Here is a 17,339-nt window from a genome sequence, read left to right as displayed (position 1 = left end):
TTTAATTTATTTCGTTTTCTGGTTGATATGAAATTGCGTCTTTATTCACAATAAACAGGTTGCAAAGTGCTGCTAGAATTAAACTAATACCAGCAACAGTCATAGCATTAATAGCATCTTCACCTAAAAGACTAGACACATAATTAATGCCACCAAGTGCTGCTATAATTTGAGGTATTACAATAAACATATTGAAGATACCCATAATAACACCCATCTTTTTAGGATCTACTGAACTTGATAACATCGCATACGGCATTGAAAGAATACTTCCCCATGCAATTCCTATTAAAATAAAACAGTACTTTAAGGTTTCTGGTGTTGCATAATACATAGCCATAAACCCAACGCCTCCTAGTATAAGAGAACCCATGTGAACAAATTTTCTGTTTATACGTTTTTTAGATGTATACAGTGCTAGTAGTAATGCAAATGCCATAGAAGATAATCCATAAACACCCATTGCAGAACCTACCAAGTTTGATGATTTTTGAAATGCTGTATTTGCCGTATCAAAAGCTTCGGCTTGTGATGCAATAGTTAAATCAAAAGCTGCTTCTATTGGTGCAGGTGTTTGAAACACATGCTCTGTAAGCGCAGGATTTGCCATACTCCACATAGTAAAAAACGCAAACCAACTAAAGAACTGTATAAGTCCTAGTTTTTTCATTGTTAGCGGCATTTTGCCTATGTTTTCTAAAATATCAGGAATAAAGCGGTTTTTCTTTTTTCGTTCACGCTCAAATTCCTCCATATCTTCAGGAGGATATTCGGATGTAGTAAATACGGTATATAGAATGCTTATTAAAAATACAACAGCACCAATACCAAAGGCTACTTTTACTGACATTGGCACAACGCCTTTTGGCGCTGCATCGCTAACACCTAGCTGCGATACCATCCAAGGCAAATTACTTGCTATCCAAGTACCAATACCAATAATAAGTGTTTGCACAACAAAACCATACGAACGTTGCGAATTGGGTAGCTTATCTGCCACTAAAGCCCTGAATGGCTCCATTGAAATATTGATAGAAGCATCAAGAATCCATAAAAAACCTGCAGCCATCCACAAAACTGAAGAATGTGGTACTAAAAACAGTGCAAGCGAGCTTAATATAGCTCCGATTAAAAAATATGGACGACGTCTTCCCCAGCGTGGATGCCAAGTTTTATCGCTTAAATAACCAATAATGGGTTGCACTAGTAATCCTGTTAAAGGAGCTGCAATCCATAACAATGGAATAGCATCTTTATCAGCACCAAGTGTTTGAAATATTCGAGACATGAAGCCTCCTTGTAACGCAAAACCAAATTGAATTCCTAGGAAACCGAAACTCATATTCCAGATTTCCCAAAAACTTAAGGAACGCTTTTTCATTAATAGTATAATTTAGATTAATACTATTTTGATAAGCATATACTCATCAAAACTTATGGTGAGAAGTGAAAATATAAGTTTTGATTTCTGGCGGTAAAGATATAAAAGTTTTTAAATACGCAATGTTAAATTTCTATTTGGTAGATTCTCTTTCAATTAATTCGGTCTCAATTACAACTGTTTGGTAGTTTTCTTCATCGTCTTCATTTTCTAATTTATCTATCAATAATTCAGCTGCTTGTTCGCCCATAGTTTGCGCATGTTGACTTACCGTTGTTAAACTTGGAGTTGCGTGTTTTGATAAAACTCCGTCAGTAAATCCTATAAACTGTATATCCTCAGGTATTTTCTTCTTTAGCTTTCTGGCTATTTTCATTGCTGTTAGAGCATAAAGTTCATTTACAGCAAAAACACCATCTATCTTTTTATTCTCTTTAAAAAGCTGTTCTATTTCGGCTTCTAGATCTTCTAAATGATCTTCTGAATCTAATTCTTCTACAATTTTTAAAATCAAGTCTGATTGCGGTTCAATACCATGATCCTCCAAAGCTTCTAAATAACCTTGAGTCCTAAGTTTACCTACACTCACATAGTCTTTGGTAGTAATAATTGCTATGTTTTTACAACCATTTTCAATAAGTTTATTAACTGCTTTTTTAGAGCCTTTTAAATCGTCTACAATAACTTTATCACAATTAACCTCGTTTACAACCCTATCAAACATCACAATTGGCATTCCTTGATTTATGGTTTCGTAAAAATGATGATAATCTTGTTGTGCTAATGTATCTTTGGAAATAGAGAGCACAAAACCATCTATACTACCATTGGCAAGCATTTCCATATTGATAACTTCTTTATTAAAAGACTCATTAGAAAGCCCAATAATAACATTATAACCTCTTCTATTGGCTACTAACTCGATACCTCTTATCACTTTGGCAAAGAAATAATGTACTATCTCAGGAATTATAATTCCAATTGTTTTAGTTTTTCGGTTTTTTAAGCTTAAAGCAATATTGTTTGGACGATAATTATAGAGTTTCGCAAAAGCCTGAACTTTTTGCTTAGTATCATCACTAATTTCTGCACTATTTCTTAACGCTTTTGAAACCGTAGAAATTGACACATCTAACTCTCTTGCAATCTGTTTTAGGGTAATCTTTCTTTTCATATTTTTTTGTACCTTATAAAGGTAAAAATTGCTAAATAATTTTCAATAAACATCTTATTGTTAAAATAAGACTCATCTCAATTTTTTTGAAGATGACAATAAAGGTATTACTTTATTACATATTTAATAATTTTAAGCTGTTTTTTATTGTTTTCTCTCATTTTTAAAAAAGTTTTTAACACGAAAACGTTTTCGCAAGGTAATTAAAAGTACAACTCCAAGAAGATACACAAAATTTACATAGATTTAACATCGAGAAGTGAAAATATACATAGAAAATTAACAAACTAACATTAAAAGTATTGTATGAAAACAACGTTAAATTGCTTACTGTTTTTGTTCTTTATTATACCATCATTTTTGATGGCTCAAAATAGAGTTTCGGGTACAGTAACAGAACAATCCTCATCATTACCCTTACCAGGAGTAAATGTACTAGTAAAAGGTACAACTCAAGGTACAGCAACAGATTTTGATGGGAAATACCAAATTAACATTAATAATGGTGACATCTTAGTGTTTTCTTATCTTGGTTACATTACCCAAGAAATCACTTATACAGGACAATCAACAATTGATGTAAGCCTAGTTGAAGATGCTTCTCAATTAGACGAAGTAGTAGTAATTGGTTATGGTAGTGTAAAGAAAGAAGATCTTACAGGTGCTGCTGATTTAGTGACTTCTGAAGACTTTAACCAAGGGCCTATTGTTTCAGCTCAACAATTAATTTCAGGTAAAGTTGCTGGTGTATCAGTTACTTCTGGTAGTGGAGCACCTGGTGATGGTCAAGAAATTAGAATTAGAGGTAATGGTTCTTTATCATTAAATAACAACCCTTTGATTGTTTTAGATGGAATTCCTCTAGACAGTGGTGGTGTAGGCGGTTCAAGAAACCCTCTTAACCTAGTAAACCCTAATGATATTGAAAGCATGGTAGTACTTAAAGATGCTTCGGCAACCGCAATTTACGGTTCAAGAGCTGCTAATGGTATTATTATGATAACAACTAAAAAAGGAAAGAACAACGAATTTAAATTTAATGTTACTTCATCTACAACAGTACACACATCTGTTGATAGAGTTGATGTCTTATCGGCTGACCAATTTAGAGAAGTTGTAACAACTCATCCTAATGCTAATGCAAACACGTTGGCTTTATTAGGCAATGCTAATACTGATTGGCAAGAAGAAATTTATGCTACTGGTTTTGGTCAAGACCATACTTTTAGTGCTTTGGGTAGCGCTTTTGGTGTTCCTATGAGAGCTTCGTTAGGATATTCTGATCATGATGGAATTCTTAAACGTGATAATTTTAAAAGAACAACTGCCTCGTTAAATTTAACTCCAACTTTTTTAGAAGATCATATAAAATTAGAATTAAATGCAAGAGGTAATTATACCGAAAACTTATTTGGTAACAGAGGAGCAATAGGTTCAGCTAGTACTTATGCGCCAACTCAACCTGTTTACGACCCTAACTCTCAATTTGGAGGTTACTTTTCTTGGATTGATTCTGCTACAGGGTTTCAACCAAGTTTAGCAGGAACAAACCCAGTTGCTCTTTTAAATTTAGTTGATGACGAATCAGAAGTAAGACGATTTGTAGGAAATGCTAAAGTTGATTACAAATTACATTTTTTACCAGACCTTACTGCTACTGTAAACGTTGGTATCGACAAATCTAATAGTCATGGTCGTATCATAACTTCTGAGCTTATCCCTACCGCTGATCAAACATGGAACGGTTCAAGAAGCACATATAATAATGAATCAACTAATAAGTTATTTGATGCTTATTTAACGTATAATAAAACTTTAAATGACGTTCACAACTTAAATGCTGTAGCAGGTTACTCTTATCAATCGTTTGAATATGATAATTACAGCTATAATAGTGAAGACGAAGAAGATGGTAACGATTTTGAATTCTACGACAGTTCTAAAAATGTATTACTTTCTTATTTTGGGCGTTTAAACTATGATTTTGATGGTAAGTACCTTGTAACTGCAACCTTAAGAGCTGATGCTTCTTCTAAATTAAATCCTGATGATCGTTGGGGATATTTCCCTTCTGTAGCATTAGCTTGGAATATTCATAAAGAGGATTTCATAAACTCTAATAGTTTTTTAAATGAACTTAAACTTAGAGCAGGTTATGGTGAAGTTGGAAACGTAAACGGTTTAGGTGACTATGGCTTTTTAACTAGATATACAGTAAGTCAATCATCTGCAAACTATCAATTTGGAAACTCATTTTACCAAACTTACAGACCTGACCCAATCAATGAAGACCTTAGATGGGAAATTGGTAATACTTTAAATATTGGTTTAGACTATGCGTTATTAGACAATAGAATTTCAGGTTCTGTTAATGCATATCTTAAAAAGACTAAAGATTTAATTGCATTTGTTTCTATTGATCCATTTACAAACTTTGGAAGCAGCATTAACAAGAATATAGGTGATATGGAAAATAAAGGTATTGAATTCGCTTTAAACCTTACACCTATTAAAACTGACGATTTTGAATGGAACATTAACTACAATGTTGCCTTTAATGATAACGAGATTATTAGCTTACCTTCAGATATTGAAACTGGTGGAATTAGTGGTGGTGTTGGTAATAACGTACAACTTCACAGAGAAGGCGAATCTCCTTATAGTTTTTACGTATTCCAACAAGTATATGACACTGATGGAAACCCTATAGAAGGTGCTTTTGTTGATAGAAATGGTGATAATGTTATTAATGATGCTGATAAGTATTTATACAAAGATCCTTATGCAGATATCATTATGGGTCTTAACACTAACATAAGTTATAAAAATTGGGATTTAGCTGTAGTAACAAGAGCTAATATAGGTAACTATGCTTATAACAATGTAGCTTCTGGTAACTCTTACCTTAATGGTGTTATCCCAACAACTAATAACTTCTTATGGAATATCCACTCAGATTATTTAAGTACTGGTTTTGAGAATCAATCAGATGAAAAAAACTTTTTAAGTAGCCACTGGATACAAGAAGCATCATTCTTTAAAATAGATAATATCACTTTAGGATATACCATAAACAATGCTATTAAAGATGCTAACATAAGACTTTATGGCTCTATGCAAAATGTTGCAACCATAACAGATTATGACGGTATAGATCCAGAAATAAATGGCGGTATAGATAACGGATTTTACCCTAGACCTCAATCATTTACATTTGGAGTTAATATAGATTTTTAAAAAAATTGACTTATGAAAAATATAATTAAACAACTAATTTGTATAGTAGCTATATCATCTGCCATGGTATCATGTCATGATGATTTAGACCAATTACCTACTGATCCAGATATCTTTTCTGAATTAGATGTATTCGCAAATGCTACTGAAGCTCAAAGCGCTCTAGCAAAACTTTATGCAAGTTTAGCACTTACTGGACAAGATGGTCCGGCTGGAAACCCTGACATCTCTGAAATTGATGAAGGTTTCTCTCAATATTCTAGAATGTTATTTAACCTAAATGAATTAACTACCGATCATGCTGTTGTAGGTTGGGGAGATCCAGGTTTACCTGATTTACATGGACAATACTGGTCTGCAAGTAACGATTTCACAGGTGCTATGTATTTACGTTTAGCACAAGAAGTGTCGTTTTGTAACTCATTTATTCAAAACGCAAGTAACTTAAGTGATGACGTAGTGCAAACCTATATTGCTGAAGCTAGATTTCTACGAGCTTTTGCTTATTATAACCTAGCCGATTTTTATGGTAATGTACCTGTTTTAACCGAAATTTCTACAACACTTCCTACTCAAAATACAAGAGAAGAAGTATTCAACTTTATTGAAGAAGAACTTCTTGCAATACAAGATCTTTTACCAGAATCTAACGAATATGGAAGAGTGGATAAAGTAGCTGCTTGGGCATTACTATCTAAGCTATATTTAAATGCTGAAGTTTGGACAGGAGTTCCTCGTTATAATGACTGTGTTACATTTTCAAACAATGTTATAAACTCTAGTTACACAATTAACATGAATGATGCTAATGGTAACGGAACAGCTTATGACGAATTATTCTTAGCAGACAATGATACTAATGGAGCTCAAAACGAATTCATTTTCACACTTAACTTTGACGGTCTACAATCGCAAACCTACGGAGGAACCACTTTCTTAGTTCATGCAGCAATTGGTGGTTCAATGGATCCTACAGCTTACGGCGTTAATGGTGGTTGGGGAGGCCTTCGAGTTACCAAAAACTTAGTTAATAAATTTGAGACTGGAGAGATTGATATCGACAACTTAAACGGCTCTTTAGGAGGAACATTATCTGATTGGGGACTTGTAGGTGATGCAACTGAAAATAGTTGGGATGGTCCAGACATGGAAATGTTTGAAACTGCAACTAATCAATATGCCCTTTACGCTAACTTAACTTCTGGTGAATTAAAATTCAGATTTAATGAAGATTGGGGGCAAAACTATGGAGACAATGATACTGATGGCACTTTAGAGCCAGGTGGAGCAAACATACCTATAGCTGCTGATGGAACTTATCTTATAACAATGGATTTAGATGGTTTAACATATTCTATTACCGAAATAGTTCCTTCTGGAGACATGAGAGGAATGTTCTATACAGATGGACAAGAGCTTGAAATTGAGAGCATCCCTCCTTTTAGTAATGGTTACGCAACTACTAAATTTAAAAACATTGACTCAAGTGGAAGCCAAGGAAATGATAGTAGTGGTGAATTTGTTGATACAGATATACCTGTAATACGTCTGGCAGAAATCTACTTAAATTATGCTGAAGCAGTAATACGAAGAGATGGAGCAGCAGATCAACAATCAGTTAATTTAATAAATGAATTAAGAGAACGTGCTTATGGTAACTCATCTGGAAATATTTCCATTGGTGATTTAGATGAAGATTTCATCCTTGATGAACGCTCAAGAGAATTATACTGGGAAGGTCAAAGACGTACAGACTTGATTAGATACGACTATTTTACAACATCTGATTATTTATGGCCTTGGAAAGGGAATCAACCAAACGGAGTTTCTACAAGTTCATTTAGAAATGTATTCCCAATCCCAAGTAATACCATATTAACAAACCCTAACTTACAGCAAAACGAAGGTTACTAATTAAAAAATCTAAACAATGAAAAATATAAAAATTTTAGCATTATTGATTATAAGTGTAATTGGCTTTAATGCTTGCGAAAGCGATGATAGCCTTACTTATATTGCACAACCAACAGGAGAGTTTACATTTTCTAACTCATTCTTGTCTGAATACACATTAACAACAGCTACATCTAGTAATCTAGGTGAAAGATTTACTTGGGATGATGCAAATTTTGACATTCCAACTAATGTTACTTACGAAATGCAAAAATCAATCACTGGAGATTTTACTGATATGGAAGTATTAGGTTCTACCAGTGCAAATGAATACACGTTAACTATTGGTGACTTATTAGGTTTTGCAAGTGAAGCAGGTTTAGACAATGACCCAAGCACTGAGAACCCTGACACAGGAACAGTTTCTTTTAGAGTTCGTGCTTTTATAGGAGCTGACTCTTCTGAAGAATTACTTACACCTTCTCAAGCATTAACACTTGTTTTACCTGAAGCAGCCAGTGGAGAACCTGTTTGCGAATTCGACCAACTTTGGGGTGTTGGAGCTGGACTACCAAGCGCTGGTTGGGGATGGACAACTCCTGAAAGCTTTAACTGTATTGGAGATGGTGTTTATGGTGCAAATGTAAACCTTCAAAACCTTGGTGGTGCTGAACCAAATAACAACTTTAGATTCTTTACTGTAGAAGGAGATTGGGCTTCTGGTAGAAACTACCCTTGGTTTATTGATGAAGGCTATACCATAGATGCTAACTTTGAAGATGCAATGGATGGTGATAACAACTTTGCTTTTGTTGGTACAACTGGTACTTACTATTTAGAAATTGATTCAGCTAACAAAACTATAACATTAGACGATCCACAACCATTAGGTGTATGTGAATTTGAAAGACTTTATGGTGTTGGAGCAGGATTACCAACTGCAGGTTGGGGATGGGCAACTCCTGTTAATGTACTTTGCTCAGGAGATGGTGTATATTCGGTTTCTGTAGAATTGCAAAACCTTGGTGGTGCAGAACCAAACAACAACTTTAGATTTTTTACTGTTGATGGTGATTGGGCTTCAGGCAGAAACTATCCTTGGTATGTAGATGCTGGTTATACTATCGATGCTAATTTAGTAGATGCAATGGATGGTGACAATAACTTTGCTTTTGTTGGTACATCTGGAACTTACACCTTAACCATCGATGATAACAATATGACCATTACTTTAGAATAAAAGTCATACCAAATTAATTAAAGATTTAGATAAAAGGTTGTGGCATTTACCATGACCTTTTATTTCTTAAAATTAATAAACCATGAAAAAAACTTTACTTTTCCTTTTCTTACTTGCTTTTACAAGTTTACATGCGCAACTTTCATGGCAAGGAGGAACTAACCCAGAAGAAAATGACTCTGCAACACTTTTGTTTGATAAAACAGGAACAGGATTAGAGTCTTATTCTGGAACTATTTATGCTCATACTGGTGTAACTTTAGATGATACTGATCAATGGCAGAATGTTATTGGTACTTGGGGAAGCAACAGCACACAACCAGCTTTAACTCTTGTTTCAGGAAATATCTACGAACTAGACCTAACGCCAACAATAAGAGATTTTTACAATAACCCTACAGGTTCTATCACCTCAATTAATGTTGTTTTTAGAAGCGACGACGGATCTCAACAAACCGTTGATCTTGAAATTAGTGTAGGTGCTTTTCAAGTAACTATGATTAATCCTGCACCTAGTGCTAACGGTGTTATTATAGTTGACAATGGTGGTGGCACACAAATTTTAGCCCAAAACAGTAATGGTCCTGCTAACTACGAATTATTTGCTAATGGAGTTAGTATACACACTCAAAACAATACAACATTTTACAACGGTTATTTGTTTTCTGGATTAACCGAAAATCAATATTGCGAATTAGTAGTTACTCAAGGTGCTGCAACTACTTCTCGTTCTTTTTTAATTCTAGTAAATAGCACTATTGAAGAAAGTATACCTTCAAACCTTGAAGACGGAATAAATTATAATGATAGTGACCCTACAATAGCTACATTAGTTATCGATGCACCTAATAAAGATTTTGTTTATGTAGCAGGAAGTTTTAATAATTGGGAGCCAACCTCTGCTCATGCAATGAAAAAAGACCCAAGCTCTAGTAAATTTTGGGTACAATTAAATGGTTTAACTTCTGGCCAAATAGAAACTTATCAATATTGGGTTGGTAGCTTAAACCCTATTGCTGGTTCACCTAAATTAGTTAAAACAGCAGACCCTTATTCAACACTAGTACTATCTCCTTTTGATGATCCATGGATTTCTGCTACTACATACCCTAACTTGCCTGCCTACCCTGAAGGTCAAGAGCGCGAAGTAACTGTTTTAGAAACTGGTCAAACACCTTATGCGTGGCAAGTAACTAACTTTCAAAAACCTAAAAAAGAAGATTTAATCATCTATGAGGTATTAGTACGCGATTTTGACCAAGACAGAAATTTTCAAGACTTAATTGACAAGGTCGATTATTTTAAAGACCTTAACGTTAACGCAATTCAATTAATGCCTGTAATGGAATTTGAAGGCAATGAAAGTTGGGGATACAATACTTCATTCCACATGGCTTTAGATAAATTTTATGGCACTGAAGAAAAGTTCAAGGAATTAGTAGATGTTTTCCATCAAAATGGAATTGCAGTAATTCTTGATATTGCTTTAAACCATGCATTTGGAAGAAACCCAATGGTACGTATGTGGATGGACGATCCTGATGGTGATGGTTGGGGAGAACCAAGTAGCGAAAACCCATATTTTAATCAAGTTGCAAAACATAGTTACAGCGTAGGTTCTGATTTTAATCATCAGCAAACAAGAACTCAATATTATGTTGAAAGAGTTGTAAAACATTGGATAGAAGAATTTAACATTGATGGTTTTCGCTGGGATTTAACAAAAGGATTTACACAAAACTGTGAAAATAACGAAGGTTGTACAAACACTTACCAACAAGATCGTGTAGATATTTTAAAGCAATATGCCGATTATTCTTGGAGTTTAGATGATACTCATTATGTAATTTTTGAACACTTAGGTCAAGATAACGAAGAACAAGAATGGGCTAATTACAGATTGAATGAAGATAAAGGTATTATGATGTGGGGAATTATGAACCATGATTACAACGAGCTTACAATGGGCTATCCTGCAGATATTAACAGAATGGGTCACGTTGCAAGAGGTTTTAATGCTCCTAGAGTAGTTGGTTATGCTGAAAGTCATGATGAAGAACGCTTAATGTATAAAAACCTTCAATTTGGTAATAGTAGTGGAGGATATGATATTACAAATCTTAACACTGCACTTGAAAGAATGTCTGCTCTTGGAGCTGTTACACTTACTATTCCTGGTCCAAAAATGATTTGGCATTTTGGTGAATTAGGCATGGAAAACTCAATTTTCACCTGCAACAATGGCACAGTTAACGAACCAGGAGGTACTGATGGTGACTGTAAACTAGACACCAAACCACAACCTCAATGGGTTAATAACTGGATTGGTGATACTAACAGAAGTCAAATTTATAACGATTGGGCTAGGTTAAATGAATTAAAAATCAACGAAGATGTATTTGAAGGCAACTATTCAATAGATTCTGGAGATACGACACCTCGAATCTATATTTGGGATGATGCGCTTCCATCAACTAGTTTGAAAAACGTAGTTATATTAGCAAATTTTGATGTAACTGCTCAAAACATTGTTCCTGATTTTCCTTACACTGGGACTTGGTATGATTTAATGGATGATTCAGGCAGCACAACAATTACTGTTTCAAGTACTACTGCTACTATCAACATTCCTGCTGGAGAATTTAGAATTTATGGAAACCAAGCTTCAACTTTAAGCGTTGAAGATTTCTCATCACTATCAACTCTTAAAATGTTCCCAAATCCTACTTCAAACTCTTTCAAAACTAATAAAACACTTGATAAAGTTTTGATTTATAACACCACTGGTAAACTGATCTACACTTTTGATGGAGGATTCGAAAAAAATCACGAGTTTAATGTTTCTAATCTGTCTCAAGGATTGTATATGGTTAAATTAGAAAGTAATTCTAACACTACAACTAGAAAACTAATTATTAACTAACACCTATAACTCATGAAGAAACTTTATACTTTAGCTTTAAGCTTTTTATCATTTGGTTTGTTTGCTCAAACTACAGTTCAGTATCCTCAACAGGCAGAAAACTATAACGCATTTTTTTCCGATAGTGGTGGACATTTTAACCAAAACTCTGATGAGTTTGGTATGTGGGCTAATGGTGGCGGAGCAAAACAATCAGTAGCTTGGAGATCATTTACTGAAACTGGTCTCCCTGGAGGAACACCTTCTACAATGGCTGTTGGTGATAGCTTTACAATTACTGTTTCTGCTACCCAAGCGTCTTATGGACAAATTGGGGTAGCTCTACTATCGAATCCTTCAACAACTTCTTGGGACGATAGAGTGAGTAACTATGCTGTTCAGGTAAACTTAAATGGAAACAGTGGAGCAAATGATCCATGGGAAGTTGTTTCAAATGGTGGCACAATAAACGCTTCTTCAATTGGAGGTTCTACAAATTATGCTGATTTTAAATTTCAGTTTACTTTAAATTCTGTCAATACTATGACAGTATCAATAAACGATGGAGCTGAAGCTTTTAATATCACATTAAATAATACTGATATTACTGGTTATTCTGTTTATTTTGCTGATGACTGGAATGGAGCCGCAAATGCCAATATTTACTGGAAACCTGTTACTGAGTACACTTATGCTTCAACCTTAAGTATAAATGATGTAAATGTTTTTCCTATTAAATTACATCCAAACCCAGTTAATGATTCTTTCAAAACTAATAAATCATTAAATGGACTTCATATCTATGATATTACTGGAAAACTAGTAAAATCATTTACTGGTGAGTTTACTAAAAATGACAGCTATGATATTTCGAGTTTAACTCAAGGTATGTATTTAGTAAAAATAGAAAACGAAAACGGTGAGTCCATTACATCAAAACTTGTAAAACTTTAATTGATATAATAGTAATTTGAATTAGCCTTAAAAGCTTTCCATTAAACTTGGAAAGCTTTTTATTTTTATGCTAAAAATGTTTTGCAGTATATAAATTATCTGCCAAATGTTTAAGTGTTTGAGCAGCGGTTTCTGGTGTAATATCGCGTTGTGCCATACCAAACATTTCATAACCTACCATAAACTTTTTTACGGTTGCGCTTCGTAATAAAGGCGGATAAAAACTCATGTGCCAATGCCAATGCTCATTATTTTCATTGTTAGTTGGTGCTTGGTGTATTCCGCTTGAATATGGAAACGAGGTATTAAACAGTTTATCATAAATTTTGGTCAATACCGAAATAGCTTCAGCAAACAAAATAGTTTCTTCTCTAGGTAACTCAATAATATCTTTTTGAGGTTGCTTAGGCACTATCATTGCTTCATAAGGCCAAATAGCCCAAAAAGGTACCAAAACCACAAATGCTCTATTTTCGAAAACTATTCGCTCTTTAAGTTTTAATTCTTGTTTTAAATAATCTTGTAGTAAAGTATTATTGTTTTGCTTGTAGTAAGTTTTTTGATGAATATCTTTTTTTGAAACCTCATTTGGCAAAGTAGATTGACTCCAAATTTGACCATGCGGATGCGGATTGCTACAGCCCATTACCGCACCTTTATTTTCAAAAATTTGCACATAATTAATATTAGATTGCTTCCCTAACGACGTAAACTCACTTTGCCAAGTATGAATTACTTTTTGAATATCCTTTACATTCATATCTGCTAAGGACTTGGAATGGTCAGGGCTAAAACAAATTACTTTGCATATACCTTGTTCTACTTCAGCTTTTATCAATCCGTCGTTGAGTGAGAATTGTTTAGAATTTTTTTGAAGTGCCGAAAAATCATTAACAAACACAAACACATCCTCATAATCTGGATTTTTTTCTCCATTAGCTCTTGTATTTCCAGAACACAAATAACAATCAGGATCATGTGTTGGTCTTGTCTCTTGATTTGCATCCTCCTCCTGTCCTTGCCAAGGCCGTTTTGCTCGATGTGGAGACACCAAAACCCATTCACCTGTTAATGGATTAAAGCGTTTGTGTGAATATTCTTGTGTATTTTCCATAACTATTAATTATTAGTAAAATGTGTGCCTTGAGATAGTTTGACAAAATAGATGGAGCATTCTTTCTTAAAAGTTTTTCTATATTTTTTAGAAATATCATCTGAAAACGACTTTACAGCTTCAGTTTTAACAAAATTGATAGTACAACCACCAAAGCCTCCACCCATCATTCTTGCTCCAATTACATGAGGATTATTTTGAGCTTCATCAACTAAAAAATCTAATTCTTTACAACTAATCTTAAATTGATGTTGTGCACCATAGTGCGCCTCAAAAAGCAGTTTTCCAAAACCCAAAACATTTTTTTCTTCAAGCATTTTTCCTGCTTTCAAAACGCGTTCATTTTCTTGAATGATGTATAAAGCTTTTTGATATTCGTCTTCATAAAGTTGATGCTTAATACTGTTAAGCATAGCTTCAGTAGCATCTCTTAAAAAATTTACACTTAGCAATTTTGCTACTTTTTCGCATACGTCTCTTCGATCATTGTATTCGGCATCTACTAAATTATGACTCACATTGGTATTGATAAGCATAACCTGATAATCCTTAAACTCTAATGGATATGTTTTTGCTTTTAGTGTTCTGCAATCAAGTAATAATGCTCTATCCTTTTCACCAAACATGCTCGCATATTGGTCCATAATACCACATCGTACACCAACGTAATTATGCTCAGCTTTTTGTGAGATTTCAATCATTTCTTTTTTAGACAACCCAAGATTAAACAATTCATTTAACCCAAAAATCACACTGTTTTCTAAAGCTGCTGAAGATGACAAACCAGCTCCTTTTGGGATATCACCACCAAACACAAAATTGAAAGGTTCTAGTTCTACACCTCTCTTTTGTAATTCGCCTACAACACCTACAACAAAATTTCGCCATTGACCATTAGCAATTGGCTTGATTGTGTTTAATGAAAATTCGTACTCCTCGTCTAAATCATTAGCTATTACAGTGCAATATGGTTTTTCAGCTTTTTCTATTGCTCCAACAATACCTTTGTTTATTGCGGCAGGAAATACAAATCCTTCGTTATAATCGGTATGCTCACCAATTAAATTTATACGTCCTGGAGAATGCAACACTAAAGGTTGAGTTTTAAATTTATCTTGAAATCTTTTTACGATTTCTGCTGTTAACTTTGGATTCATTAGCGTTTAAAATATTACAATGAATGTCTTATAATAAGTGTATTTGGGTTTTCAATATTTTGCTTTTCTTCTTTCATCAACATTTGAGCTAATCGCTTTCCCATGGCTTTAAAATCAGTTGAAATAGTTGTTATTCCTCCATCTACCACTTCTTTTAAAAGCGTATCATTATATGAAATAATACCTATATCATTTCCTGTTTTTAATTGTTGCTCTTTTATTTTTTTTATCAGAAGTATTAAATCATAATCGTCTAAAACTAGATACACTTCTCCTTTTTTAGGTATTCTATTGTCTAACGAATCAATAACTTCACACGGAAAATCAATAGACTTTCTAAATTTTTGAAAACCATTTAACATGCCTTTAGGCTGTTTTAAATTTGGAAATAACAACACCACTTTTTCATACTTTTTAATTAAGTGAAATGCGTCATTTAGACTCTTAAAAATGTCATTTTCAAAATTTTGGTGAATAGATGGATAGTGTTGTAATTCTTCTGGCATTTGGTCCAGAATATAAACTTTATCTTCTGGAAGTTTGTCAATTACCATTTGGGTTTGACCCATATTTGCAGGCATAATTACATAGTAATTATAATTTCCTATACTATCATAAATATGCTTTTGGAAAACATCAAAACTAAAATGATGAAAAAAAATATCTACTTGAATGTTATCATTTAATTCCTCTAAAAAAGCATTATATAAATCTTCCTTAAACGCATTAAGTTCATCAAAAAGCAGAAATACTTTTCGTTTCACATCTATATTTTCACTTTTTATGTAATAACCTTTACCTGAAACTGACTCAACAATTCCTCGCATTTTCAATTCATTAAAAGCCATTAAAACAGTATCTCTAGACAATGAAAACTTATTTCTAATGCTATTAATAGAAGGCAGCTTATCTCCTTTTTTGAGCAACCCACTAGTTAGACCATCTTCAATTGAAGTTATAATTTGCTTATACTTTGGCGCTCCAATTTGTTCTGAAACTGAAATAATACTCATGTGACAAAGATATAAAAACCGGTAGGTACTGGTAGGGTTTTAAAGAAATAATTTTTAAATTCGCATCAAACAACAATATTTTCAAATGTTTTAATCATCAAACTGATTGATAATTATGAAATTAACAAAACTTATATACTTACTCAATTTGCTCTTGTTTTCAGCTTTAGCGTGTTCGTCTGATACTAACAATACTAGTCAAGACCCTACTGATGACGATGCAGCACCTATTGAAGATAGTTTTTATTATGGTGCAGATTTATCTTACGTAAACGAAATGGAAGACTGCGGAGCTACGTACAAAGATGCAAACGGAGCTACTAAAGATCCTTTTACTATTTTTCAAGAAGCAGGAACAAACTTGGTACGTGTGCGTTTATGGCACAATCCAACTTGGACTAATTATTCCAATTTTCAGGATGTAAAAGAAACCATACAACGTGCTAAAGCAAAAGGAATGGATGTACTCTTAGATTTTCATTATTCCGATACTTGGGCAGATCCAAGTACCCAGGAAATTCCAGCAGCTTGGATAAATGAAATCGACAACACAGAAGCTTTGGGTAATTTACTCTATGAATATACTTATGATACTTTAGAAACACTATCTAACGACAACTTATTACCAGAAATAGTACAAGTAGGTAATGAAATAAATGGTATGATTTTACAACAAGGTGAACTCGTTTGGCCTATAGATTGGACTAGAAATTCGCATTTGATAAATAAAGGCATTGAAGCAGTTAGGGATATTTCTATTGCCAAAAACAAAGACATTGAAATCATGCTTCACATTGCTCAACCTGAAAATGGTTTGTGGTGGTTTGAACAAGCAACCAATGCAGGTGTAAGTGATTATGACTGGATTGGGCTTTCCTATTATCCAATATGGAGCGATTACAATTTAAGCAACGTGGGTTCTGCCCTAAGCACATTAATCAACACCTACAACAAACGCCTAATGATTGTAGAAACTGCTTATCCGTTTACAATGGTAAATGCCGATAGTGCCAATAACATTCTTGGAAACGACGCTTTAGTTTCTAGTTATCCTGCTACTCAACAAGGTCAATTAGGGTATTTAAATCAACTCCAAAGCATCGTAGAAAATGCAGGTGGAGAAGGTATTGTGTATTGGGAACCTGCTTGGGTTTCTACTAGCTGCTCCACGCAATGGGCTCAAGGTTCTCATTGGGACAACGCTACACTTTTTGATCATAATTATCAAGCTACTTTAGGCATGCAATTTTATAACGGTTCACAAGGCAATTAAA

General features: G+C 33.9%; 11 protein-coding genes. 6 read left to right on the top strand and 5 right to left on the bottom strand.

Annotation, left to right across the window (positions count from 1 at the left end):
• Position 1 precedes the first annotated feature (1 nt).
• Both ABD011_RS03760 and ABD011_RS03755 read right to left on the bottom strand, forming a co-directional pair.
• Positions 2–1,381 carry an MFS transporter gene (locus ABD011_RS03760; protein WP_343795895.1) on the bottom strand — a complete coding sequence of 460 codons (1,380 nt, stop codon included), beginning with the start codon at positions 1,379–1,381 and terminating at the stop codon, positions 2–4.
• Positions 1,382–1,514: 133 nt separating this feature from the next.
• Complete coding sequence (locus ABD011_RS03755) at positions 1,515–2,555, bottom strand: LacI family DNA-binding transcriptional regulator (RefSeq protein WP_131506090.1); 1,041 nt, start codon at positions 2,553–2,555, stop codon at positions 1,515–1,517.
• Between the two features lie 306 nt (positions 2,556–2,861).
• Between ABD011_RS03755 and ABD011_RS03750 the strand changes: the two genes are divergently transcribed.
• The 5 genes from ABD011_RS03750 (at position 2,862) to ABD011_RS03730 (ending at position 12,781) form a co-directional block, all read left to right on the top strand.
• Positions 2,862–5,792 (top strand): SusC/RagA family TonB-linked outer membrane protein, encoded by a 2,931-nt coding sequence (locus ABD011_RS03750; protein ID WP_343795893.1) that lies wholly within the window; start codon positions 2,862–2,864, stop codon positions 5,790–5,792.
• 12 nt (positions 5,793–5,804) lie between these two features.
• A complete protein-coding gene (locus ABD011_RS03745; RefSeq protein WP_134198563.1) occupies positions 5,805–7,706 on the top strand; it encodes a RagB/SusD family nutrient uptake outer membrane protein in 1,902 nt (633 codons plus the stop codon).
• 16 nt (positions 7,707–7,722) lie between these two features.
• A complete protein-coding gene (locus ABD011_RS03740; protein WP_343795890.1) occupies positions 7,723–8,925 on the top strand; it encodes a SusE domain-containing protein in 1,203 nt (400 codons plus the stop codon).
• Between the two features lie 82 nt (positions 8,926–9,007).
• Positions 9,008–11,848: an alpha-amylase family glycosyl hydrolase gene (locus tag ABD011_RS03735; RefSeq protein WP_343795888.1), complete on the top strand. Its 2,841-nt coding sequence runs from the start codon at positions 9,008–9,010 to the stop codon at positions 11,846–11,848.
• Between the two features lie 12 nt (positions 11,849–11,860).
• Complete coding sequence (locus ABD011_RS03730) at positions 11,861–12,781, top strand: T9SS type A sorting domain-containing protein (protein WP_343795886.1); 921 nt, start codon at positions 11,861–11,863, stop codon at positions 12,779–12,781.
• Positions 12,782–12,851: 70 nt separating this feature from the next.
• Here the strand turns inward: ABD011_RS03730 and ABD011_RS03725 are convergent, their stop codons facing one another.
• From ABD011_RS03725 to ABD011_RS03715, 3 genes are read right to left on the bottom strand one after another with little or no spacing between them, the layout of a single operon-like run.
• Positions 12,852–13,895, bottom strand: a complete 1,044-nt coding sequence (locus tag ABD011_RS03725) for a UDP-glucose--hexose-1-phosphate uridylyltransferase (protein ID WP_343795884.1) — start codon at positions 13,893–13,895, stop codon at positions 12,852–12,854.
• 5 nt (positions 13,896–13,900) lie between these two features.
• A complete protein-coding gene (gene galK / locus ABD011_RS03720; RefSeq protein ID WP_343795882.1) occupies positions 13,901–15,052 on the bottom strand; it encodes a galactokinase in 1,152 nt (383 codons plus the stop codon).
• 14 nt (positions 15,053–15,066) lie between these two features.
• Positions 15,067–16,065 carry a GntR family transcriptional regulator gene (locus ABD011_RS03715; protein WP_131506098.1) on the bottom strand — a complete coding sequence of 333 codons (999 nt, stop codon included), beginning with the start codon at positions 16,063–16,065 and terminating at the stop codon, positions 15,067–15,069.
• Between the two features lie 115 nt (positions 16,066–16,180).
• Between ABD011_RS03715 and ABD011_RS03710 the strand changes: the two genes are divergently transcribed.
• Positions 16,181–17,338: a glycoside hydrolase family 53 protein gene (locus ABD011_RS03710; RefSeq protein WP_343795879.1), complete on the top strand. Its 1,158-nt coding sequence runs from the start codon at positions 16,181–16,183 to the stop codon at positions 17,336–17,338.
• Position 17,339: the final 1 nt, after the last annotated feature.

This window comes from Gaetbulibacter jejuensis (assembly GCF_039524015.1).
Classification (GTDB): Bacteria; Bacteroidota; Bacteroidia; order Flavobacteriales; family Flavobacteriaceae; genus Gaetbulibacter_B; species Gaetbulibacter_B jejuensis.
This window is presented reverse-complemented; position numbering and strand designations above follow the sequence as displayed.

Bases quoted from the DNA above. Each gene is read 5' to 3' on its own strand.
- ABD011_RS03740 (WP_343795890.1), top strand. From the start codon at position 7,723: ATGAAAAATATAAAAATTTTAGCATTATTGATTATAAGTGTAATTGGC.
- ABD011_RS03760 (WP_343795895.1), bottom strand. From the start codon at position 1,381: ATGAAAAAGCGTTCCTTAAGTTTTTGGGAAATCTGGAATATGAGTTTC.
- ABD011_RS03710 (WP_343795879.1), top strand. From the start codon at position 16,181: ATGAAATTAACAAAACTTATATACTTACTCAATTTGCTCTTGTTTTCA.
- ABD011_RS03725 (WP_343795884.1), bottom strand. From the start codon at position 13,895: ATGGAAAATACACAAGAATATTCACACAAACGCTTTAATCCATTAACA.
- galK (WP_343795882.1), bottom strand. From the start codon at position 15,052: ATGAATCCAAAGTTAACAGCAGAAATCGTAAAAAGATTTCAAGATAAA.
- ABD011_RS03735 (WP_343795888.1), top strand. From the start codon at position 9,008: ATGAAAAAAACTTTACTTTTCCTTTTCTTACTTGCTTTTACAAGTTTA.
- ABD011_RS03730 (WP_343795886.1), top strand. From the start codon at position 11,861: ATGAAGAAACTTTATACTTTAGCTTTAAGCTTTTTATCATTTGGTTTG.
- ABD011_RS03750 (WP_343795893.1), top strand. From the start codon at position 2,862: ATGAAAACAACGTTAAATTGCTTACTGTTTTTGTTCTTTATTATACCA.
- ABD011_RS03715 (WP_131506098.1), bottom strand. From the start codon at position 16,065: ATGAGTATTATTTCAGTTTCAGAACAAATTGGAGCGCCAAAGTATAAG.
- ABD011_RS03745 (WP_134198563.1), top strand. From the start codon at position 5,805: ATGAAAAATATAATTAAACAACTAATTTGTATAGTAGCTATATCATCT.
- ABD011_RS03755 (WP_131506090.1), bottom strand. From the start codon at position 2,555: ATGAAAAGAAAGATTACCCTAAAACAGATTGCAAGAGAGTTAGATGTG.